Source organism: Geodermatophilus sp. SYSU D00710 (genome assembly GCF_054050195.1).
In genome coordinates this window covers 20,320-42,454 of sequence record NZ_JBJGYX010000032.1, presented here as the reverse complement: position 1 = coordinate 42,454, position 22,135 = coordinate 20,320, and the positions used below count along the sequence as shown (strand labels likewise).

The 22,135-nt window shown below is 71.6% G+C and carries 18 protein-coding genes; 10 read left to right on the top strand and 8 right to left on the bottom strand.

The window, feature by feature from the left end:
- Positions 1–39: 39 nt before the first annotated feature.
- Genes ACI78U_RS15345 through ACI78U_RS15330 form a run of 4 tightly spaced genes read left to right on the top strand, consistent with a single transcriptional unit; the run spans position 40 to position 3,642 of the window.
- Positions 40–951 (top strand): ABC transporter ATP-binding protein, encoded by a 912-nt coding sequence (locus ACI78U_RS15345; protein ID WP_456876196.1) that lies wholly within the window; start codon positions 40–42, stop codon positions 949–951.
- The gene (locus tag ACI78U_RS15340) at positions 948–1,775 is read left to right on the top strand and encodes an ABC transporter permease (protein WP_456876195.1); all 828 of its coding nucleotides are present in this window, start codon (positions 948–950) and stop codon (positions 1,773–1,775) included. Before ACI78U_RS15345 ends, ACI78U_RS15340 begins: the two co-directional genes overlap by 4 nt.
- Complete coding sequence (locus ACI78U_RS15335) at positions 1,772–3,010, top strand: sensor histidine kinase (RefSeq protein WP_456876194.1); 1,239 nt, start codon at positions 1,772–1,774, stop codon at positions 3,008–3,010. The genes ACI78U_RS15340 and ACI78U_RS15335 overlap by 4 nt, the downstream gene beginning before the upstream one ends.
- Positions 3,007–3,642: a response regulator gene (locus ACI78U_RS15330; RefSeq protein ID WP_456876193.1), complete on the top strand. Its 636-nt coding sequence runs from the start codon at positions 3,007–3,009 to the stop codon at positions 3,640–3,642. The genes ACI78U_RS15335 and ACI78U_RS15330 overlap by 4 nt, the downstream gene beginning before the upstream one ends.
- A gap of 22 nt (positions 3,643–3,664) precedes the next feature.
- Here the strand turns inward: ACI78U_RS15330 and ACI78U_RS15325 are convergent, their stop codons facing one another.
- The gene (locus ACI78U_RS15325; RefSeq protein ID WP_456876192.1) at positions 3,665–4,627 is read right to left on the bottom strand and encodes a helix-turn-helix domain-containing protein; all 963 of its coding nucleotides are present in this window, start codon (positions 4,625–4,627) and stop codon (positions 3,665–3,667) included.
- 57 nt (positions 4,628–4,684) lie between these two features.
- On the opposite strand from ACI78U_RS15325, the gene ACI78U_RS15320 reads away from it, so the two are divergent.
- Both ACI78U_RS15320 and ACI78U_RS15315 read left to right on the top strand, forming a co-directional pair.
- Positions 4,685–5,890: an MFS transporter gene (locus ACI78U_RS15320; protein ID WP_456876191.1), complete on the top strand. Its 1,206-nt coding sequence runs from the start codon at positions 4,685–4,687 to the stop codon at positions 5,888–5,890.
- Positions 5,891–5,939: 49 nt separating this feature from the next.
- Entirely contained in the window at positions 5,940–7,112 is a 1,173-nt protein-coding gene (locus tag ACI78U_RS15315; protein ID WP_456876190.1) for a DUF222 domain-containing protein, read from the top strand.
- A 3-nt stretch (positions 7,113–7,115) separates the two neighbouring features.
- Here the strand turns inward: ACI78U_RS15315 and ACI78U_RS15310 are convergent, their stop codons facing one another.
- Genes ACI78U_RS15310 through ACI78U_RS15300 form a run of 3 tightly spaced genes read right to left on the bottom strand, consistent with a single transcriptional unit; the run spans position 7,116 to position 10,046 of the window.
- Positions 7,116–7,481, bottom strand: a complete 366-nt coding sequence (locus ACI78U_RS15310) for a cupin domain-containing protein (RefSeq protein WP_456876189.1) — start codon at positions 7,479–7,481, stop codon at positions 7,116–7,118.
- Positions 7,478–8,497, bottom strand: a complete 1,020-nt coding sequence (locus ACI78U_RS15305; RefSeq protein ID WP_456876188.1) for an alpha/beta fold hydrolase — start codon at positions 8,495–8,497, stop codon at positions 7,478–7,480. Before ACI78U_RS15305 ends, ACI78U_RS15310 begins: the two co-directional genes overlap by 4 nt.
- A gap of 19 nt (positions 8,498–8,516) precedes the next feature.
- A complete protein-coding gene (locus ACI78U_RS15300; protein WP_456876187.1) occupies positions 8,517–10,046 on the bottom strand; it encodes a flavin-containing monooxygenase in 1,530 nt (509 codons plus the stop codon).
- Between the two features lie 101 nt (positions 10,047–10,147).
- Here ACI78U_RS15300 and ychF point away from each other — a divergent pair, with 101 nt between their 5' ends.
- Positions 10,148–11,221: a redox-regulated ATPase YchF gene (ychF, locus tag ACI78U_RS15295; protein ID WP_456876186.1), complete on the top strand. Its 1,074-nt coding sequence runs from the start codon at positions 10,148–10,150 to the stop codon at positions 11,219–11,221.
- 19 nt (positions 11,222–11,240) lie between these two features.
- On the opposite strand, the gene ACI78U_RS15290 is transcribed toward ychF, so the two are convergent.
- The gene (locus tag ACI78U_RS15290) at positions 11,241–12,341 is read right to left on the bottom strand and encodes a tyrosine-type recombinase/integrase (protein ID WP_456876185.1); all 1,101 of its coding nucleotides are present in this window, start codon (positions 12,339–12,341) and stop codon (positions 11,241–11,243) included.
- Positions 12,342–13,573: 1,232 nt separating this feature from the next.
- Positions 13,574–13,966 carry a hypothetical protein gene (locus tag ACI78U_RS15285; protein ID WP_456876184.1) on the bottom strand — a complete coding sequence of 131 codons (393 nt, stop codon included), beginning with the start codon at positions 13,964–13,966 and terminating at the stop codon, positions 13,574–13,576.
- Positions 13,967–15,049: 1,083 nt separating this feature from the next.
- Here ACI78U_RS15285 and ACI78U_RS15280 point away from each other — a divergent pair.
- Positions 15,050–17,281, top strand: a complete 2,232-nt coding sequence (locus ACI78U_RS15280) for an ATP-binding protein (RefSeq protein ID WP_456876183.1) — start codon at positions 15,050–15,052, stop codon at positions 17,279–17,281.
- Between the two features lie 17 nt (positions 17,282–17,298).
- On the opposite strand, the gene ACI78U_RS15275 is transcribed toward ACI78U_RS15280, so the two are convergent.
- Positions 17,299–17,604 (bottom strand): pentapeptide repeat-containing protein, encoded by a 306-nt coding sequence (locus ACI78U_RS15275; RefSeq protein WP_456876207.1) that lies wholly within the window; start codon positions 17,602–17,604, stop codon positions 17,299–17,301.
- 1,249 nt (positions 17,605–18,853) lie between these two features.
- On the opposite strand from ACI78U_RS15275, the gene ACI78U_RS15270 reads away from it, so the two are divergent.
- Positions 18,854–19,687: a helix-turn-helix domain-containing protein gene (locus tag ACI78U_RS15270; RefSeq protein ID WP_456876182.1), complete on the top strand. Its 834-nt coding sequence runs from the start codon at positions 18,854–18,856 to the stop codon at positions 19,685–19,687.
- A 131-nt stretch (positions 19,688–19,818) separates the two neighbouring features.
- Here the strand turns inward: ACI78U_RS15270 and ACI78U_RS15265 are convergent, their stop codons facing one another.
- On the bottom strand, positions 19,819–20,283 hold the full coding sequence (locus ACI78U_RS15265; RefSeq protein WP_456876181.1) for a DUF7144 family membrane protein: 465 nt from the start codon (positions 20,281–20,283) through the stop codon (positions 19,819–19,821).
- A gap of 457 nt (positions 20,284–20,740) precedes the next feature.
- Here ACI78U_RS15265 and ACI78U_RS15260 point away from each other — a divergent pair, with 457 nt between their 5' ends.
- The gene (locus ACI78U_RS15260; protein ID WP_456876180.1) at positions 20,741–21,814 is read left to right on the top strand and encodes a hypothetical protein; all 1,074 of its coding nucleotides are present in this window, start codon (positions 20,741–20,743) and stop codon (positions 21,812–21,814) included.
- Positions 21,815–22,135 lie beyond the last annotated feature (321 nt).

The window sequence follows — 22,135 nt, the reverse complement described above, 5'->3', positions numbered from 1 at the left end:
GCCGTACCGCCGCCGGCCCCGGGCCGCCAGGCTCGTGCCATGACAGCGATCCAGACGGCGCCCGCTCCCGCGGCGGGGACGCGCGACGGCGACGCGGTCCGCGTGCGCGGGCTGGTCAAGCGCTACGGCGACCGGGCGGTGGTCGACGGGATCGACCTCGACGTCCGGCGCGGTGAGGTGTTCGCCCTGCTCGGGCCGAACGGCGCGGGCAAGACGACGACGGTCGAGGTGCTCGAGGGGGTGCGCCGGCGCGACGGCGGCGAGGTCGCCGTGCTGGGTGAGGACCCCGCGCGCGCCGGGCGGGCCTGGCGCGACCGCATCGGCGTCGTCGGGCAGTCCACCGGGGCCGGCAACGCGCTCACCGTCCGCGAGACCCTCGACCACTTCGCCCACTACCACGGCGCCCCCCGCGCCACCGCCGAACTGCTCGCCGACGTCGGGCTGACCGAGGCCGCCGGCACCCGGGTGTCGCGGCTGTCCGGCGGGCAGCGGCGCCGGCTGGAGGTGGCGCTGGGCATCCAGGGCCGTCCCGAGCTGCTCTTCCTCGACGAGCCCACCACCGGCATGGACCCGGGGGCCCGCCGGTCGTTCTGGGGGCTGGTTCGCGGGCTGCGCGAGAGCGGCACCACCGTGCTCCTGACCACCCACTACCTCGACGAGGCCGCCGAGCTCGCCGACCGGGTGGGCGTGCTCGCCGCGGGCCACCTGGTGGAGGTGGCGCCGCCCGCCGAGCTCGGCGCCGACCTGCGCCGGGTGGCCACCGTGCGGTGGACCGAGGACGGCGCCGTCCGCGAGGTGGTCACCCGCGAGCCGGCGGCGGTGCTGCGCGACCTGCTCGCCGCCTCCCCGGCCGGTGAGGTGCCCGGCCTGACCGTCACCCGGCCCGGCCTGGAGGAGGTCTACCTCTCCATGGTCGGCACCGCCCCGACCCGCGAGGGAGACCCCCGATGACCGCCGTCCTGCCCCCGGTGCCCGCCCGGCCGGCACCGCCGTCGGCCGTCGCCATCGGCCTGGCCCGCACGGCGATGGAGCTGCGCCTGTTCGTCCGCGACCCGGGGCAGGTGGTGTTCTCCTTCGCCTACCCGGTCGTGATGCTGCTGATCTTCGCGTCGGTGTTCGAGGGCGAGGACCGGCCGGGCGGGGTGCCCTTCGCGCAGTACTTCCTCGCCGGCATCGCGGCCACCGGGATCATGCTGACCAGCTTCCAGGCGGTCGGGACGGCGATCGCCGAGGAACGCGACCGCGGCGACCTCGCCCGGCTGCAGACGCTGGGCACGCCGGCGCTGGGCTACTTCCTCGGCAAGGCCGGGCAGGTGCTGGTGACGACGGTCCTGCAGCTGGCGCTGCTGCTCACCGTCGCCGCGACCGCCTTCGACGTGGCGCTGCCCACCGAGCCCGGCCGCTGGCTGACCTTCGCCTGGGTGGCCGTCGGTGGGGCGGCGGCCGGCACGGTGCTCGGCATCGCGGTCGCCTCGGTCGGCAGCAGCCGGTCGGTCGGCAACGGGATCAGCGCCTTCGCCGTCGTCCTGCAGTTCTTCTCCGGCGTCTTCTTCGTCTTCTCCGAGCTGCCGCCGTGGATGCAGGAGGTGGCTGCGGTCTTCCCGCTGAAGTGGATGGTGCAGGGGATGCGCTCGGTGTTCCTGCCCGACTCGGCCGCCGCGGTGGAGCCGGCCGGCAGCTGGGAGCACGGGACCACTGCCCTCGTGCTGGCCGCATGGGTGATCATCGGGCTCGTGGTCTGCGCCCGCGCCTTCCGCTGGCGCCGCACGGCATGAGCCTCCGGCACCGGCTGGCCGCCGCCTTCCTCCCCACCGGGGGCGAGGAGGGCGGCGAGCCGCTGTCCGCGCGCGGGTGGCGGGCCACGGTCGTCGGGATGCACGTCATCTCGGCGGTGCTGTGGGCGCTGGCGGTGGTCAGCGTGCTCTCCGGCGAGGTGACCGAACCGGGCGAGCAGGGGCCGGTCCTCGCCGTCCTCGGGGTGCTGGCGCTGTCCTACGTCCTCGCCGGCGGGCCGGCCGTGGCCGGCGGCCACCCGCACCGGGCCCTGGTCCACCTCGTCGTCGTGGTCGTCTCCTTCGGGTTCCTGGGCTGGCTGGCGCCGGGGCTGCTGTTCCTGCTGTTCCTCGCCTACCCGCAGGTGTGGTTCGTCGTGCAGGGCCGGCTCAGCGGGATCGCCTGGACGGTGCTGCTGGCCGTGGCCAGCGCGATCGGGCCGGTCGCCGGCACCGACCCGGGGGGCACGCCGCTGGAGGTCCTGCGGGAGTCGCTGGTCAGCCTGGCGTTCAGCCTCGCCCTGGGGCTGTGGATCAGCCACGTGCTGCACCAGAGCGCGGAGCGCGCCTCGCTGATCGCGCAGCTGGAGGCGACCCGCACGGAGCTGGCCGCGGCCGAGCGCGAGCGGGGCGTGCTGGCCGAGCGGGAGCGACTGGCCCAGGAGGTGCACGACACCCTCGCGCAGGGCTACACGTCGATCGTCGTGCAGGCGCAGACGGCGGCGGCGCTGCTGTCCGCCGACCCCGCGGCCGCCCGGGAGCGGCTGGCGGTGATCGAGGACGTCGCCCGTGACAACCTCGCCGAGGCGCGCGCGGTGGTGGCGGCGTTCCGCCCGGTGGCGCTCGACGGGTCGACGCTGGTGGAGGCGCTGCAGCGGCTGGCCGCGCGGTTCGCCCGCGAGACCGGGCTGCAGGTGCGGGTCGACACCGGGGCGCTCGACGGCCTGCCGGCGCTGCGCACCGACGAGGAGGTCGTGCTGCTGCGCGGCGCCCAGGAGGCGCTGACCAACGTCCGGCGGCACGCGGGCGCGTCGGCGGTCGTGCTGCGGCTGGCGCGGGTCGGCACGCAGGTGTCGGTGCACGTGGAGGACGACGGCGTCGGCTTCGACCCGTCGGCGGTCACCGTCTCGGGCCTGGAGGGGCTGCGCGGGCGGGTGGCGCAGGTCGGCGGCGAGGTCGACGTCGCCTCGGCGCCGGGCTCCGGCACGCGGGTGACGGTGCGGGTGCCCGGCTCGTGATCAGGGTGCTGGTGGTCGACGACCACCCGGTGGTGCGCGGTGGGCTGGTCGGCTGGCTGGCGGCGCAGGAGGACCTCGACGTCGTCGGGGAGGCCGGTGACGGGCTGGAGGCGCTGGCGCGGGTCGCCGAGCTGTCGCCCGACGTGGTGCTCATGGACCTGCGCATGCCGCGCATGGACGGCGTCACCGCGATCGAGCGGCTGGCCGCCGCCCACCCCGGCGTCCGGGTGCTCGTGCTGACCACCTACGACACCGACGCCGACATCGTGCGGGCGGTGGCCGCCGGCGCCACCGGATACCTGCTCAAGGACGCCCCGCTGCCGCAGCTCGCCGACGCCGTCCGCGCCGCCGCCCGCGGGGAGACGGTGCTCGCCCCGCCGGTGGCCGCCCGGCTGGTGTCGCAGCTGCGCGCGCCCGCTGTCGAGGCGCCGACCGCGCGCGAGCTCGAGGTGCTGGCCGGGGTGGCGCGCGGGCTGACCAACGCCGAGATCGGCCGGGAGCTGTTCATCGGCGAGGCGACGGTGAAGACCCACCTGCTGCGGGTGTTCGCCAAGCTCGGCGTCGACGACCGCACCCGCGCGGTGATGGTCGCCGTCGAGCGCGGCCTGCTCCCCGGTCCCGGCGCCCGGTAGGTCCGCAGGTGCCTTTGTCGCGCTAATGGCCGTCCGCTGCGTCGAGGAGGGCCTGGCCGGCGTCGCTGCGCCAGTAGAGGACCTCGCGTCCCGACCGGCGCCGCTCGAGCAGGCCGGCGTCGAGCAGCACCCGCAGGTGGCCGCCGACGCTGCCCAGCGGCAGCCCGGTCCCCGCGACGAGGGCGCTGGTGCTGCGCGGCGCGTCGAGGGCGGTGAGCACCCGCGCCCGGTTGCGGCCGAGCAGGCGCACCAGCGCGCAGGGTAGGGGAGCCGGGCCCGCGGCGAGCACGCCGGTGACCGGGTAGACGACCGCGTAGGTGTCCGGCAGCCGCCAGCTGACCCAGCTGCCGCGGCTGTGCGCCGCGATGAACAGCAGGTCGCGGCCGCGGATGTCGCGTGGCGGGTGGGGGTTCGCGTTGACCTGCAGCCGACCGTGCTCGAGCCAGCGCACGCCCGGGGCGATGCCGTCGAGCGCGGCCGACCAGCCGCCGCCGCTGAGCCGGGCGGTCCGCGCGACGACGTCGGCGCGCAGCACCCGCAGCCGCCGCGGCCACTCCGCGCGGATGGTGTGCTCCCAGGTCCAGCGCAGCAGGTCGGCAGCGGTGCGGGCGAGCCCGGAGGCGGTCGGCAGCGGCGGCGGGACCGGCCCGGTGGCGACCTCGAGGTCGGCGCGGACGGCGTCGTCGTCGAGGGACTCGAGGAACGCCAGCTCCTCGTCGAGGGCGAGGTCGGGCGCCGCGGGCGGCACGGTGAGGAAGTCGGCAGTCCAGGTCGGCCCGAAGGCCGCGCGGAGCAGGGTGGCGCCGACCGGGTCGCCGTCGAGCCGGTCGCGGAAGGCTGCGCCGTGGGCGTCGTGCCAGGGGCGGTGCCACGGCGGCACCGGCGGCCCGGTGAGCATCCGCAGGCCGGCCAGCGTCTCGGTGAGCTGCGAGGTGCCGAAGCGGGCGCGGGCCATCACGTCGGCGTCGACGATGAACTCACCCACCTTTCGACCCTAGGCGAAACCGTGGGTCCCGCGCGCGGCCGGGGCGACGGTTCCGGCGTGCGCACCTACCGGGAGCTGTTCGCCTCGTCCGAGTTCCGCGCGCTGTGGACGGCGGGCGCGCTGACCACGGCGGCCTCGACCGCGTCGTCGCTGGCGCTGGCCGCCCTGGTGCACCGGTCGACCGGGTCGGCCCTGCTGACGGCGGTGGCGATGTTCGGCCCGTCGACGGCGCAGGCCCTCGGCGCGACGACGCTGATGTCGGCCGCCGACGCCAGTCCGCCGCGGCGCACCCTGGTGCTGGTCGCGGCGGTGTCGACGGCCGCGCTGGCGCTCCAGGCACTGCCCGGGCTCGGGACGACGGCGCGGCTGCTGCTGGTCGTGGGTGTCGCCTTCGCGGTCTCGGTCGGCGCGGGCGCGCGGTGGGGGCTGCTCGCGCACATCGTGCCGGCCCCGGCGTTCGCGCTGGCCCGGTCCACCGTGAACGTCGCAGTCGGCGCGTTCCAGGTGGTCGGCTTCGCCGCCGGCGGCGTGCTGCTGACCGTGCTCTCGACGACGCAGGTGTTCGTCCTCGCCGCGCTGGTGTCGGCCGTGGCGGTGCCCGTGCTGCGGTTCGGCCTCGCCGAGCGGCCGCCGCGGCGGCCGGCGCGGGCCGGGCTCGGCGAGACCGTGCGGGGCAACCGGCTGCTGCTGGCGGGGCGGGACACCCGCACGCTGCTGGTCGCGCTGTGCCTGCCCAACGGACTGGTCGTGGGGTGCGAGGCGCTGTTCGTGCCGTACGCGGGGGAGCGGGCCGGGTGGCTGCTCGCGGCCGGGGCGCTCGGGATGATGGCCGGCGACCTGGCGGTGGGGCGGGTGCTCACCCCCGCCGGACGGCGCCGGACCAACACCGCCCTGCGGGTCCTGCTGGCCGCGCCCTTCCTGGCGTTCGCCGTCGGGCCGGACGTGCCGGTGGCCGCGCTCCTGGTGGGGGTGGCCACGGTCGGCTACGGGGCCTCGCTGGCGCAGCAGGAGTGGCTGGTCGCGCTGACGCCCGAGGAGCTGCGGGGGCAGGTGCTCGGGGTGGAGTCGGCGGCGCGGATGACGGCGCAGGGGCTGTGTGCGGCGCTGGCCGGTGGGCTGGCCGACGTCGTCTCCGCCGGGCCGGCCATGGCGGTGCTGGGGCTGGCGTCGCTGGTGGTGTCACTGGCGCTCGTGCCCGGGCTGCGGAGGGCGGCTGATCGGGCTTCGGCAAGGGATCGCGGACGACTGTCGACGAGTCGCTGACCTGGGGATCCGGGTCGTGCTGTGGCTCTCGCTCCGCTGTTCTTCGATCATGTGTTCGGGCGGGTGGGAGGCCGGTGACGTCCTCGATGACGTCGCCGCGCTCGTCGCCGAGCGCAACCGGATCGACGCCGCTCTGGCCCGCCGGGTGCGCGCCGCGGAACTCGCGCAGTCGCCCGAGCGCGACGGGCTCAAGTCGGTGGCCTCGTGGCTGCGCGGGCACTGCCGGCTCGCCTTCGCGGAGGCGTCCCGGCTGGTCACGAACGGGCGGGCGCTGGAGCACCTGCCGGTCCTCGCCGAGGCCCACGATGCCGGCTGGGTGACCGCGGCCCAGATGGCCGAGGCCGCCCGGGTGGTCACCCCGCGCCGCCGCGCGAAGGCCGCCGCGCAGGAAGTGGACCTCGGGGCGATCGACGCGGCGCTGACACAGGTCGCGGTAGACCGCGAACACCGTGACCTGGTGGCCGTCGTGCAGCGCTACCTCGACGCGCTCGACCCCGACGGACCCGAACCCCACCCCACCGAGGGCCGGTCGTTGACGACGGTGAAGCACGCCGACGGGTCGCTGAGCTTCCGCGGGCACCTGGACGCGGTGGGCGGGGAGAAGTTCCAGGCCGCCTTGGAGCCGTTCGTGCAGCGCGACCGCCCGGCCGGCGACGAGCGGACCCGCGCTCAGCGGCAGGGTGACGCGCTCGTGCAGCTGGCCGACAACGCCCTGGCGGCGGGCACCCTCCCGGTCCTGCGGACCGTCAAGCCCCATGTGGCTGTGCGGGTCGATCTCGACGACCTGGCCGACCCGGCCACCGGGCCCGGCACCGCGACCATGGGCTTCGGGGCCACCATCTCCGCCGCTCGGGCCCGGTGGCTGGCCTGCGACGGCGCGATCTCCCGGGTGGTGTTCGGGCCCGACGGGGTCCCGCTGGACCTGGGGCGCAGTCGGCGGCTGGTCAGCCGGCAGCTGCGCCGCGCCGTCGAGCTGCGCGACGGGGGCTGCGTGTTCACCGGCTGTGATGCGCCGACCCACTGGGCCGACGTTCATCACCTGGTGCACTGGATCGACGGCGGCGGGACCAGCCTGGCCAACTCGGCGCTGCTGTGCGAGCGGCACCACACCCAGGTCCATCACGGCTTCCGCGTCGAGCGACAACCCGACGGTCGATGGTGCACCTGGCGCCCCGACGGCACCGAGATCACCGTCCCGACACCGCTCGCACCCGCCGCCTGACCCCTACGGCTCGACCACCCGGCGCTCGGCGGTGAGCTCGCTCGGGGTGTCGCCGGTGTTCACCGTCGCGCTCGGCTCCACCAGCAGCACCTGCGCGCCCTCCGGCGAGTACGGCTGGTGCGGCGTCCCCCTCGGCACCACGTACAGCTGGCCGGGGCCGAGGGTGACGTCGCCGTCGTCCATGCGGATGGTGAGCGAACCGGAGAGCACGAGGAACACCTCGTCGGTCTCGGGGTGGCTGTGGCGGGTGAACTCGCCGCGGGTGTGCACGACGCGGACGTCGTAGTCGTTGAGCACGGCCACGGTGCGCGGCGACCACGGCCGGTCGATGGTGGCCAGGACCGCGGCCAGGTCCACGGGGCCCGTCACGACGTCACCGGCGCAGGGGCCGCGGCGAGCGCCCGGTCGACGAGGTCGAGCAGCCGTCGACTCACCTCCGGACGGCGCTCCATCTGCACCATGTGCCCGGCGCCCGGGTAGACGGCCAGCTCCGCCGTCGGCAGCGCCGCCGCGAGCGTGCGGCTGTGCTCCACCGGGCACAGCCGGTCGGCGTCCCCGACGGCCACCAGCGTCGGGACCTCCGCCAGCGCCTCGAGGGCCTGCGCACGGTCGTGCTCGGACAACGTGGGCATGAAGGCGGCCACCGTCTCGGCGGAGCAGGCGCGGTGCACCTCCAGCGCGGCCCGGACGTCCGCGGGGTCGGCGGCCGCGCCGAAGATCAGCTTCATGTCGAGCGGGCCGACGGCGCGGGGCCGGCCGGCCTGCTCGGCCCGGACCGCCCGCTCGCTGAGTGCGGGGAGCAGCCGCCGCACGACCCTCGCCACCGGCCGCGGCAGCCCGAAGGTCACCGCGTCCAGCTCACCGGCGCTGGTGCCCACGAACGCCGCCCCGACGACGCGGTCGCCGAACAGCTCGGGACGCTGCTCGGCCAGGGCCATGAGCGTCATGCCGCCCATCGAGTGGCCGCCGAGCACCACCGGACCGTCGGGGGCGACCTCCTCGAGCACCCGCGCCAGGTCGCGGCCGAGCTGCTCGATCGTGGCCCGGTCCCGCGGCGTCGGGCCCGAGGCGCCGTGGCCGCGGTGGTCGTAGGTGACCACCCGCAGGTCGGGACGCGCCTCCAGCAGGTCGCGCACCTGCCCGGCCCACAGCCGGGAGGACTGCACCCACCCGTGGGCGAGGACGACCGTCGCGGTGGGCTGCTCCGCGCCGAACTCCTCGACGTGCAGGTCGACGCCGTCCTCGGTGGGCACCGTGCGGACGCGGCCCCGCGGCAGGGGAGCGGGCTCGGGTGCGGGCGGCCGGGTGGCGCGACGGCGGCGGGCCAGGACGGCCCCGGCGGCGAGGAGGCCGAGACCGGCGGCGGCGGTGGTGGACGTGCGCATGGGGCGGGCTCCCGGGAGGTCAGGCGGGGACGGTGGCGCGCCGACCGGCGCGCAGCTCGTACGACTCGGCGTCGAAGTGCCGCATCTGGCGCATGAAGGTCACGGTGTGGGTGGGCCACAGGGTGAAGTTGCGCCCCTGCTCGTCGCGGTACCAGGACCGGCAGCCGCCGGCGTTCCACACGGTGTCGGTGAGCTCGGTCTGCAGCCGGGCGTCGTAGGCCTCCTGCGCCGACCGGCGCACCTCCAGGACATCGGCGCCGGCCTCCCGCATCGCCCGGAGCGCCGCGACGACGTAGCGGATCTGCGCCTCGATCATCAGGACGACGGAGGTGTGGCCGAGCACGGTGTTCGGGCCGAACAGCAGGAACAGGTTGGGGAAGCCGGCCACGGTCGTGCCGCGGTGGGCCTGGACGCCGGAGCGGTCCCACTCCTCCTGCAGCGTGCGGCCCTCGCGGCCGGTGAGCCGGTGGGCCAGCGGGATGTCCATCACCCGGAACCCGGTGCCGTAGACGATCGCGTCGACCTCGTGCTCGCTGCCGTCGGCCGCGACGACGGAGTGCGGGCGGACCTCGGCCACCGGCGACGCGACCACCTGCACGTTCGGCCGGGTCAGCGCCGGCAGGTAGTCGTCGCTGACGATCACCCGCTTGCAGCCGATGGCGTAGTCCGGCGTGAGCCTGGCGCGCAGCTCCGGGTCCGGGACCTGCCGCTCCAGGAAGGCGAGCGACTGCTTCTCGAACAGCGACCGCAGCCGGCCGCCGCCGATGAACGCGCGCAGCCGGGCCTCCCTGTTCAGGTACTGCAGGCCACGGGCCAGCCGCAGGAAGCCCGGCACGCCGGCCTGCAGCCGGTGCTCGCGCTCGGTGTAGGCGCGGTCGGCCCGCGGGATCACCCACGGCGGCGTCCGCTGGAAGACCACGACCCGCGCCGCGGTCCTCTGCAGCTCGGGCACGAACTGCGCGGCCGAGGCACCGGTGCCCACGACGGCGACCCGCTTGCCGGCGAGGTCGACCGAGTGGTCCCAGCGGGCGGAGTGGAACGCCGGCCCGCGGAACGTCTCGATGCCAGGGACCTCGGGCAGGTGCGGCTCCACCAGGCACCCGGCGCCGCTGACCAGCACGTCGGCGGTGAGGCTGCCGCGCGTGGTCTCCAGCCGCCACAGCAGCGCGTCGTCGTCCCACCGCCCGGCGACGACGTCGGTGCCGCAGTGCAGGTGGGGGAGGACGCCGTGCTCGGCGGCGACCAGCTCGAGGTACCCGCGGATCTCGGCCTGCCGCGAGTAGACGTGCGACCAGTCCTTCTTCGGCGCGAAGGAGAACGAGTAGAGGTGGCTCGGGACGTCGCACGCCGCGCCGGGGTAGGTGTTGTCCCGCCAGGTGCCGCCGAGCCCGTCGGCGCGCTCGAGGACGACGAAGTCGTCGATGCCGGCCCGCCGCAGCGCGACGGCGGTGCCGATGCCGGAGAACCCGCTGCCGACCACGACCACCCGGGCGTGCGCGGGGAGGGGGGCGGGGGCGTGCCGCGACGTCGTCGTCGTGGCCTGGGACACGGGACCTCCAGGGGCTCGGGGTGTGAGGAGCCTCGCACGGGGTCCGCGCGGACCGGCGGGCATCCGGACCGGGCGCGCCGCGGCCCGTAGGCTGGGTTTCCGTGAGTCTCACCATCGGGATCGTCGGGCTGCCCAACGTCGGCAAGTCGACGCTGTTCAACGCGCTGACCAAGAACGACGTCCTGGCGGCCAACTACCCCTTCGCCACGATCGAGCCGAACGTCGGCGTCGTGGGAGTGCCCGACGAGCGGCTGGGCCGGCTGGCGGAGCTGTTCTCCTCGCAGAAGGTCGTGCCGGCGACGGTGTCGTTCGTCGACATCGCCGGCATCGTGCGCGGCGCCAGCGAGGGGCAGGGGCTGGGCAACAAGTTCCTCGCCAACATCCGCGAGAGCGACGCGATCTGCCAGGTGATCCGCGTGTTCACCGATCCCGACGTGGTGCACGTGGAGGGCAAGGTCTCCCCGCGCGACGACATCGAGACGATCAACACCGAGCTCGTCCTCGCCGACCTGCAGACGCTGGAGAAGGCGATCCCGCGGCTGGAGAAGGAGGCGCGCAAGGACAAGGAGCGCGCGGCGCTGCTGTCCGCGGCCCAGGCCGCCGTCGAGGTGCTCAACACCGGGCGGACGCTCTTCGCCGCCGGCGTCGACCCCGCGCCGCTGCGCGAGCTGACGCTGCTGACCACCAAGCCGTTCCTGTACGTGTTCAACGTCGACGCCGACGAGCTGGCCAACGAGTCGCTCATCGCGGAGCTGCGGGAGCTCGTGGCGCCGGCCGAGGCGATCCTGCTCGACGCCAAGACCGAGTCCGAGCTCGTCGAGCTGCCGGCCGATGAGGCCGCGGAGCTGCTGGAGTCGATCGGCCAGAGCGAGCCGGGCCTGGACCAGCTGGCGAAGGTGGGCTTCCGGACGCTGGGGCTGCAGACCTACCTGACGGCGGGCCCGAAGGAGGCGCGGGCCTGGACCATCCCGGTCGGCGCGACCGCGCCCCAGGCCGCCGGCGTCATCCACACCGACTTCCAGCGCGGCTTCATCAAGGCCGAGGTCGTGTCCTACGACCAGCTCGTGGAGGCCGGGTCGATGGCGGAGGCCAAGTCCCGCGGCTGGGTGCGCATCGAGGGCAAGGACTACGTCATGGCCGACGGCGACGTCGTGGAGTTCCGCTTCAACGTCTGACCGGGCGCGTTCCCGCAGCTCAGCGACTTGTGGAGGTCTCCGAGTCCGCACGGAGTCCGCAACTGTCCGCGAACAGTTGCTCAGCGGCACGCCTGGTGCGGTCCTCCGCGGTGGGCCACAGGTGGCTGTAGGTGTTCAGCGTCGTGGTCGCCGTGGCATGCCCGAGGGCGCGCTGGACGGTGACGACGTCGCAGCCGGAGGCGATCAGTCCTGAGGCGTAGAAGTGCCGGAGGTCGTGCAGCTTCACCCCGGCGAGGCCCGCTGCCTTGAGCGTGGTGCGCCAGCGGTAGCCGATCGTGTTCTGGTGCGGGGGCTCGCCGGTTTCTCCAGTGAAGATCCAGTACCCCTCCGGGCAGTGCGCGGCGACGTGCCGGGCGAGCAGTTCGACCAGCGACGGGGCGAGGTAGACCTGCCGCTCGCTGCCGTACTTGGGGGCGCGGATGTCGATCCCGCCGCCGGTCGTGCGCTGCACCTGGCGGGCGACGGTGAGCGTGCGGCGGAGGAAGTCGATGTCGCTCACGCGGACGGCGGCGGCCTCGCCGAGCCGCAGGCCGGCGAAGGCGCACAGCCCGACGAAGGCGCAGAAGGAGTCATCGGCGGACTGGAGGAGTGCGCCGACCTGGGCCGGCGTCGGCAGGGTCATGGCGGCGGCCGCGCGGCGGCGGCGGGGGAGGGTGACGCCCTCGCTGGGGTCGCGGGGGATCACCCGGTCGGCGACGGCGCCGCGGAGGACGGCGCGGACGTTGTTGGCGCGGGTGTGCACGGTGCCCGGGGCGAGCCCGCGGGTGACCATGGCCTTGACCCACTGCTCGATGTGCGAGCGCCGCAGTGCCCGCATCCGGACGTCCGCGAACGTGGCCGACCGGGCCGCGAGCCCCATCGCCGCCTCGGTGCCCGGCGCCCACACCTGCCGGGCCGACCACTCGGCGCAGAACTCGGCGAAGGTCTGCGCGCCGGGGCTCGGGTCGACGTAGGTGCCGGTGACGATGGCGGCGGTCACCTCGTCCAGCCAGCGCTGGGCGTCGAGCTTCCGATCGAAGTGACGGGCGTGCTCCTTCCCGTGCTCGTCCCGGTACCGCGGCCGGTACTTGCCGTTCGGCAACCTGGAGATGCTGGCCATGCTCGCCGCCTCGTCGTCCTCAGCCGGTGCCCGTGCACCCCTCGGCTATCGACGTAGCCCCCCGCGGTCTGTCCGAGGGCGTGCGGCTGGGATCTGTGGATTCACGTGACCCTGTGGACGTTGGCCGAAGGGCCGGCTGAGACACCCGACAGCCGCGCAGGATGGCTTCACTGTCTCCAGTGGTCCTCCAGTAGGCGCCCGGATGGTTGCCGGTCAGGTCGCGGAGCCAGATGGCAGCTACGTCCTTCGCCCCAAGCCCGCCGCCGCCTTGTAGGTCGCCCGCGAGGAGACGGGGACGGGTAAAGCGCCTCACACCGCCGGTCGTCCGGCGTTAGGCCTGCCAAGGGGGCCGGTCAGTTCACGTTGGGTCCCGAGCTGGAAGGGGAAGTCGGCGCCGCCACCGTCGGGGGCGAAATCGGCCTGGTCCACGGACCGTCCGATGTGGTGCCTCCGTCGCACTCGGCCGGGCGCGGCACTGTCTCAGTCACGAAAAAGCCCTGGCCGCGTGCGGTCACCGTCCTCGGCTCCGCCTCATCACACGAGCCCCCGTACGCAAAGGTCATCACGAACCTGACGGCGAACGGATCCCAGGAACCCTCCACTGTCGTCATCGCCAACGGAGCCACCACGACGTTGCCGTAGTGGTCATAGCCGCTGATCTCGACCACCGTGTTAGCCGGAAACCCCTGCAAGCCGACCCGGTAGTACCACTGGTCACTGATGGAGTCACGCCCCGGGTTAACGAACGCGATGTCCGGTTGGTGAGTGGGAGGCAGAAGGGGACCTGCCGTGGACGCTGGAACCGGCGCACTCGAGGTCGGGGCGGCACGTGTGCGGTGGGCAGGCGATGAGGACGCACTCGTGGCCTCCATGGGCGCGAGGGACGGCGTAGCCGGTCGCTGCGTTGACATGGCACTGGTCGGCGCTGGGCTTGCTGTCGGCGCGGATGTCGCCGGGCCACCGGTAGGGCGAGCTTGAGCCGTACTGCTCGAAGCCGCGGCCGGCGCGGCGTCAGCGCCACTGAGGGCGATCATCGATCCACCCCAACCGGCAAGGCCGGCCGTGAGCACCACGCCAGCCGCGGCGGCTCCCAGCTTCATGCGCCTGTCGAGCGTTTCCATGGTGCCGTGAACCGGGCCCCTTCTTGTCGAGTCTCAACCGACCCGGCGGAGCAGCCGGCGGCCGTTGATCAGTCCGGATCGTGTAGCGGTGCCCGCCGGTCAAGTCGCCGGTCAAGTCGCCGGGCAACTCGCTCCAGCGACCTCGGAGTAGTCGAGCTCGCCGTCACCCAGCCCGGTGCCGGCCTGTCCAGCGGAACCTCGGGCGTAGCGGGCATTGGCCAGTCGGTTGTCCGCACCAGCGGCGCCGCCAGCAGCGCAGTTCACCGAGACGAAGTAGCCAGCGTCCTCGTCGAAGGTTGTGACGAGCGCATCGACGACACCACGCAGGTCATCGATGCTGTCGACCTCCACGACGAGATTGCGAGTCACTCCGCGGGTTTCGTCAGAGACGACGGTGTACGGCGGGGCGTCAGCGGAGGCGTCGTCTCCGCCGCAGCCTGCGAGGCCGAGACTGCTCATGAGGGCGAAAGGCACAGCAAGGGTCAGGGCGGTGCGAGTACGCATGGGCGTGGACCGTAAGGACCGTCGCGGCTCAGTCGGCGCCATGACGCCGACGTGTGGTGCGCGAGGGACTCAGGCGGTCGGCAGTGACGAATGCTTGCGTGCTCTGTCGGCATAAGGGGCGTCCGCGGGCCGACGCGCTACAGGCACCGCGAGTGGATCTCCTTGCTCCAAGCCAGCGCTTCCGTTGGTGAAACGGTGCTGTCGGGCAGTGGCTGCCCGATCACACGTCCTGGCTCGACGCCCTCCAGTGCGCGACCGCGACGCCAGAGCTCTGCCGCACCGCGACTTCTCGGGCGATCTTGGCGGCCACCCGGTCCGAGGCGCCTGGCGGCCAGCCGAAGGCACTGCAGAAGCCGCATGACCAAGTGGCACACACCTCTTGCACTTCGGGTCGGCCAACTCGTTGTGACGGGTTCCGCACCGTTAGAGCGTCGAGCCTTCGCCGGCTGGGGCGTCTAGGTCCTCAAGGCCAGAGGTGGGTGGCGGATAACATCAGTGATCGGCTCTTGACGCCTGCCCGTGCGCGAAGCCCCACGCCGGCCCCGCGCAACGGCCCGACGTAGGCGTTGGACGTGCCGCGGCCGACGACTGGGAGGTCGATGGCGCCGGCGCCGCAGCGCTGTGCTACGGCACGCTGCCTGAGCTCGGGCGAGGCTGACCCGACGTTCGACGTCAGCGGCACGTCGGTTCGCAAGCGTCAGCCCAGCGCGGACGTGGTGAAGGCACAGCATGTGGAGGGGGCTGCGCGCCGCGACCGTGGCGGCCAACGCCGCTGCGACCACGCTGCCGTACGAGCTCTGCGTCGAGGTCCCCGACGACGCCCACGATAGGGGCGCTCAGGTTCGGCCCACTGGACGCCTCTACAACGGCTCAAACGTCGTTGGCCACCTCGCGCGTGGCTCACGCGCCCCATCAGCACCGCGCAGAGAAGCGGCCGGCAAGACCTTACGGTTCGCCATGCTTCCGAGCTCGCGATCACCAGCAGGCGTGGTGCGCGGCGCTCGCGTGAGCGGGTCGGTTAGCTAGCGCACCGACCAGGCTGTCAAACTGACTTGCACCTCAGCGGAGGTTCATGCATGAGCTGTGCCCTCCCGCTCAAAGACCGAGAAGAGGTTCAGCGTGGTCAAACTTGCAGAGCTGATTGATAGTGACAGCCTGTGGAATCCTTACGACTTCGCCAATCCAGTCATTGACGAGACATTGTTTGCAGGTCGCGCTAATGAAGTTGCTGAGATTCAGTACTATCTTCGCCAGGCGGCGCGAGCACCTCGTCCAATCAACCTCGTCCTCACTGGGGCAAGATCCTCAGGAAAGACGAGCCTCCTTAACAAGATTGAGCACTTAGCTACCGCTCGAGGTATGGTCGTAGCGCGCGTCGATCTGAACGAGAGTGACACTAATCCTCTCGCGTTTTTCTATAAGGTCTACGACTCCATCCTATTGTCAGCTGTGACTCACGGGGCCTTCGCTGGACCTCGGGGGCAAACCTATCTTGACTACCGCCGGACTATTGACGCTGGCGAGAGGCTCGATAGCGAGCTGCTCTTCCCTGCACACTACGCTGCAGCCATCGCGGGGAGCCGCATCCTTTCGGAGTCGGCACTGAAGGCCGATCTAAAGATGATATCTACCGAGCTGGGTAGACCCTGCGTGATCCTCTTCGACGAGTGCGATGTATTGGCAGCGAGTCGAATTGAACTGGAGATGCTCCGAAACATCTTCATGAATACTGCTGGATTCATGCTGGTGTTTGCTGGCACGCCAAACCTATTCCCCGTGATGGAGGACATCTTCTCACCGATCATTCGCCAATTTAAGAAGGTTCCGGTCGCGCGCTTCGATGACCGCAATGACACAATCGAATGTATCACCAAGCCTCTCCGGAGCTTGGGTATCTCCCCAGCCGAAGTGCTCTCGGACGACAATTACATGATGTACATGGACGTGCACCGTCTGTCGGGAGGGCGACCGTACGAAATTCAGCTGCTCTGCCATTTCATGTTCCGGCGCATCGAGGAGCGGCGTGCCACGAGGATGTCCATCACTGTCGACGTCCTAGACGACGTGCGACATGAGCTAGAGACGCAAGAGCGAGGCTCGGGTCGTCGGTCCATAGCGGAGCTGCGCCGACTTGCTCAGTCTGACCTTGAGGCCCTTCGGCTGCTCACGCAATTTCAGGGAACGGTTGAAGAACTATGGCTTCGCGCGAGGCTATTTGAGGACTACGTTGGCGACCTTCCGGGCTTAACTGCCGCGGCTGAGCGACTGAGCGACGTGGGCCTGCTTACGGTTGACGAGGGACGAGTCACTTTCCGAGGCGACCAATTCGACGAAGTGTACGCCCGGTACTTCGCCGCTGGCCGCGATGTCGAACTCTACATTACACCTTGGTCCTTCGTTGACGAGTTGCATTTCCGCATTAGGCACCTCCTCGACCAGATCGACGGGGTTCGGACGCTTTCGGCAGACGGAGAGGACGACAGCGAAACTCGCCTAAAGTTGGAGGAAGCCCTAGCCGCTCTGACGACAGGTCATACTTCGTCACAGGCGCTTCCGGATCTGGCGACGGAACAGGGTTATGGGATAGCTCTGGCGGCAGAAGGAGGTTCGCTAACACTCGGCCTGGTGCAGCTGACATTGGCAGGCCGGACTGTTAAGAATTGGATCGCATTGTCGGGTTCGGCTACGCAGGAGACCGTAACAAGCCATGGGTCGATGGTTCCATTAGCGGAGCGAGCTTCGAAACTGGGCGGCAAGCTAGAAGCCGTCTTCTATAGCTATCCACTTCCGGACCGCGACGCAATCCGCATGAACGCCCTAAAGCTTGCGTCCCCGGCTCAACGTGATGATCTAGCCGAATTCCATATCGCACAAGCCTACAGGCTTTATGAGACTGCAGACTTCGCTAAGGCAGCGGCCGAGGCGTTCATAGCACTTTCGATTCAATCTCGCGCTCAAGCCGCCACGATGGTCGTGCATCTGAACCTGCTGGCAGGAAGGTATCCGGACGCCTTGCGACAAGCATCACAAGCGGTCGAACTAGCAAATGAGGAGGACGACCAGAGTCAGCGATCGATCGCGGCCTATGACCATGCTGCTGCCCTAGTGGTCAACGGCGATCAGGAGGGGGCGGTCGAGATTCTTCAGGAGCTGATCGAGCAGGACGCGAGTACGGACCCGCCAGCGTTCTTGGTCTTGCTCCAGCGCGAGGACGACGGTGATTGGACAGTGAAGGGGGATCGCTCAGTGACGCCGAGTTTGGCGGCCAGGGAAGTGCTGACCTCGATCCAGGGCGCGAGGCCTCAAGCGGGCTAAGGGCCCTTGAAGACGGATTAAGCCCTGGGTGGTAGTCCTCGGGCGCCCCGGGTATCCGCTTGTTGCAGGGCTTCAACGTCAAACTTTGCCCGGGAAAGATCTGCGCCACGGAAATCAGCCCTAGCTAGGATGGCGCCTCGCAAGTCCGCTTCTCGCAGGTCCGAGTCTTGGAAGGTCGCTCCCTCCAAATTCACGTCCCTGAGGTCAGCCCGTGGAAGCGTGGCCCCCCGAAAGTTGCGATCGGCTCCATGCTCGGCCAAGCGTCGTATGGCTACTTCCGCAGCCGGACTGGCCGTTCCGTTCCTGGCAGGCTCCTGGCGCACGAACCGTTGGAGGACGTCGCAGATTTGTTCGCTGCCTGTCGCTTTGGAGCTGAGGAGGCGGTCCAAGGCATAAACCCCGGCGACGCGCACAGCATCCGTCTCGCCTGACACCTGAGTGAGTGCGCGGGTGAAGGCGTCGACGTATTGAGTTTCCGAAGCGGTTCTCGCCTGGTTGCGGGCGAGGCCCAGTTGCCGTATTGCCGTCACTGCGCCAACAACAAGGACCAGGCCGCCAACCGCCTGGATTAGTATTGTTCGGAGGGTAGCCTCATACTGGAAGCGCTGATCAGCGGTCAAGGCCTCCCAATCGGCCTCGCGCTGAGACAGTAACCAGGTCGGCAAGGGTTCGATCGAGATCACTAGTAGCCCAAGAAGGGCTAAGACTAGCAGGATGGTTAACGGCCGACTCACCTTGGAGTTGTCCCTTGCTGCTGACGGCGACACGCACTCGACTGTAGGACCAAAACCGTGGCGTCTGCGCGTTGACAGAAACAACGCCCCGAAGGCGCGGCTTCAAGTTGCCGCGGAACTGAGTCATCCCCCCAACCCGCTCTGATGACGACACTGCAGGTTCGAGTCCCTTCCGCACAGGGCCCCAGCCAAGACTTCGCGTGCGGGGCCGGATGAGGGCCCTCACCTACCGCGGCGCGTGCTTGCCACCACCCGTAACGCCTGCGGCGGCACGTGGCCACGTGCTGCCACGCTGGGCGACCTGCTCGGCGGGCGGTCCCTTTGCAATCGCGCTGGCCGCGGCAACCGAGGCGTAGGCAGGGTCGACACGCGCGACCGCGTGGCAAGGAGTCCGCACAGAGTCCGCAACTCGGCCGATTCCGCCCAACTGGAGGCAACAATCCTCAACGAGGCGAGCGCAGGTCATTCGTGCTTTCCGTCGACGTCCGTCGTCTCCCGATCACCCCGATCTCGTTCCGCTTCAACGTCTGACCGGCGGGACGAGGCGCTCGGGCGGGCCACCGCTTGGACCCGCCCGAACTACGTTCTCGGTGGACCCCGGGTTCCACCAGACGCCTGGTCGCGGTCACACACCGCCGGTGCGCTGACCAGGAGGTCCCGCGCCGGTACTTCGTCCGGCGGCCCCTGGCTGCGTGATCTGTCCGTCGGGTCAGCAGCCGCCCTTCGCCGCCGCGCCTCGGGAGGCAGTGTGCCGGCGCCGCAGACACAGCCTGATCTCGTCCGGCGATCGTCGTTCTCGTCCCACGACGAAGCCGAGGTCACCGCCTTCATCCGGCAGGTGTACGCCGACACCAGGTCGCGGTTCGCGCCGATCAGGAACGGTGCGCGGTTCTCGGCGCTGACCCACGACACACCCGTGCTCGATGCCGACCGGGTGCGCACCTCCATCGACTACGCCGGCACCAGCACCGAGGGCTTCCAGGACTACGTGCTCTTCGTCGTGCACGCCGGCAGCGTGCAGGTGGGCAGTCCCGGTGCCGGGACCACCGCGTCCGCCGGGGACGTCGCGTTCTACCCGCTCCGGGTCGGACGGGTGGCCGAGGAGACGACAGAGGTGCCCGCAGCGGAGGCCCGGTTCCGCGGCATCACGCCGGTCTCGGCGCCGATGCACCGGTACTGGAGGTCACTGCTCGGTCTCGTCACCGGAGCGCTGATGGACCCGGTGTCGCCACTCAACTCGCCGCTGTGCGCGGAGGAGATGGCCCGCACCGTCGCCACCGGCGCGCTGCACACCTTCCCGAACACGACCATGACCCGTCAGCACGTGCTGGGCCCGGGCACCGTCACGCCGGCGACGGTCCGCCGCGCGGTGGCGCACATCGACGCGCACGCCCACCTGCCGCTCCCGCTGAGCGAGATCGCGGCGGCGGCCGGCACGAGCGCCCGCGCCCTGCAGTACGGGTTCCGCCGGCACCTCGGCACGACACCGCTCGGGTACCTGCGTCGGGTACGGCTCGAACTCGCGCGCCGCGACCTGCAACGCGCCGACCCGACGCGCGGGGACACCGTCGCGGTCATCGCGACCCGGTGGGGCTTCGCCAATCCCGGCCGCTTCGCCACCGCCTACCGCGCCGCCTACGGCGTGCTCCCGGGCCAGACCCTGCGGACCTGAACCCGCGGCACGGCAGGCCCTCGGTCGGGTGTTTGGGGAGCGCGCACCGGTGGTACCACGGGGCCGAGCCCGCCCCGCCCTGGTCGTGAAACCCCCGGGGCGGGGCGGCGACGTGTCGGGGGCGGACCGCCTCAGGTCGAGGCGACCTCCTCCCCGTGCACGGTGACGGCGTAGATCACGAGGACGTCGAACGCGATCACCAGGGCCGACCAGAACGGGTAGGCCGGCAGGAACACCAGGTGCACGAGCGCGTTGACCGCGGCCAGCACCACCGCCACGACACGCGCCAGGCGGTTCCCGCGCATCAAGGCCGCGCCGACGGCGATCGCCGCCACCCCCAGGACGAGGTGCACCCAGCCCCAGACGGCGTAGTCCGCGTCGACGAGCAACGCCTCCGGTCGCACCACGTAGAACTCTTCGTTCACCAGCGCGGTGAGGCCCGCCATCACCGCGAAGAGGCCGTTCAGCACCAGCAGGACGCCCGCGAAGACGATCCACGCCGCCCAGCCGGTCGGCCGCTCGGCGTAGCCGTAGGCGCCGACGTGGGCCTCGGCCTGCCAGTTGGCCTCCGGTCGACTCTGGAAGGCACTGGTCATGGCGTTGCCCCCTTCCCGGCAGGACCGTCCCGCCCGGTGCAGCAGCCTGGCCGCCGCCGGAGGTACGTGCCTCACGCGGAGCGGACGATGCGACGTCCGGTCCGGTCGGGGAGCCCAGGTGGGGAGGAGTGCGGTCGTCACCGGCGCGGGTCGGCGACTGCTGCCGCACGACCAGGTGCAGATCGCCGTGACTCCAGCGGGCTGCGCGCGTCCGTGTCCGCCCGGCTTCGCGCCATCTGGCTGCGCCCGTCGATGCAGCCGACACAGGGGTTCCGGACGTCGCCGGACCGGCTGTGCAGCCCGCGCGGTCCTCCAGCGCGACCCGGAACGAGGACGTGAGCGGCTCGACGGTCGGCCACGGAGCGATCACGGCAGCGGAACGCCATCGCCCGTTAGGGTGACGCGGCTCACACCCGCTGCCGCGGCACCGCTGCCGCCGACGACGACAGGGAGTCCCATGGTGATCACCCGGCTGCGTGGGGCGATCGTGCTCCTCGCCACCACCCTCCTCACGATCGGGCTCGTGGCGCCGACCGCCTCCGCCGCACCGGCGGACCGGTTCGGCGTCGAGACGCCCGCCCACCGGCTCGTCGAGCAGGCGATCGACCCGGGCGACCACGTCTGCGGACCCACCGCCCTCGACGCCTACTTCGAGGATCTGCTGGGCCAGCTCACCGAGTCCGAGCTGGAGTTCCTGGTCACCACCGAGGCTCTCGACATCCCGACGCTGGACGCCCTCCTCTTCGGGACCGCCTCCGACCCCGAGTACGCCCTCGAGGGCCAGGCCAGGCAGCTGCAGAACACCTTCCGCGACCTGCGGCGGTTCTGGGACATCGACTCGGACGACATCCAGCTCCTCGCCATGCACGGCGACGTCCTCCTGGACGTCGACCGGGTCGCGCGGGTGCTCGTCGTGGCCTTCGGGTACACGGAGGCCGACGCTGCCGAGCGGGCCCGGTACATCGCCGACACTGTCGCCTCCGTTCCGGCGTTCCAGGGTGGCGACAACCCGATCTTCACCCTGAACGCCTTCGCCTTCAGCGGCGAGGGGGAGTCCGACCCGCTGCTCGCCTCGATCCCCGACAAGATCATCATGGGTGACGGCGTCATCGACTTCCTCGAGGCCATCGGCATCGGTGACGTCGGTCCGCGCCTCGTCCTGGCGCACGAGTTCGGCCACCACATCCAGTTCGAGCTGGGCCTGTTCGAGTCCCCGCTGACCGGAGCCGAGGCGACCCGGCGCACCGAGCTGATGGCCGACGCCTACGCCACCTACTACGCCGTCCACGCCCGCGGGCTGGCGCTGAACACCCGCCGGGTGCTGGAGGCCGAACAGACCTTCTACGAGGTGGGCGACTGCTTCTTCGACGACCCCAACCACCACGGCACCCCGCAGCAGCGGATGCGCGCCTCCGCCTGGGCGGCCGCTCTCGCCAACGACGCGCGACCGCAGGGGGCGATCCTGTCCGCGGAGGCCTTCGCGGCTCTCTTCGACGCCGAGCTGCCCGAGCTGGTGGCGCCCGACGCGTGATCCCGGGACCGGCAGCCGGCGGACCTGCTGGGGCGTCCCCGCCCAGCAGGTCCGCCGGCTCCGGCGCCTCGGGGGAACGTCGTGGCGGTGGCGAACACCGACCACGCGCCTCGTACAGCGGCCCCGGATGCACCCGTGCGGCGTCTCGTCAGGACCACACCACCTCGGTGCTGACTGCGAACGGCTACCGTCCGACGTCTGGCCCTGCATGCCCTCACAGCGTGCCGGGTGGGCGTGTCGTCCCAGGCGCTACCGCTGCCGCGCCCAGGAGCCGAAGGCCAGCGGCACGGCCAGCAGGACGACCGTGCTCGTCACGGGTGC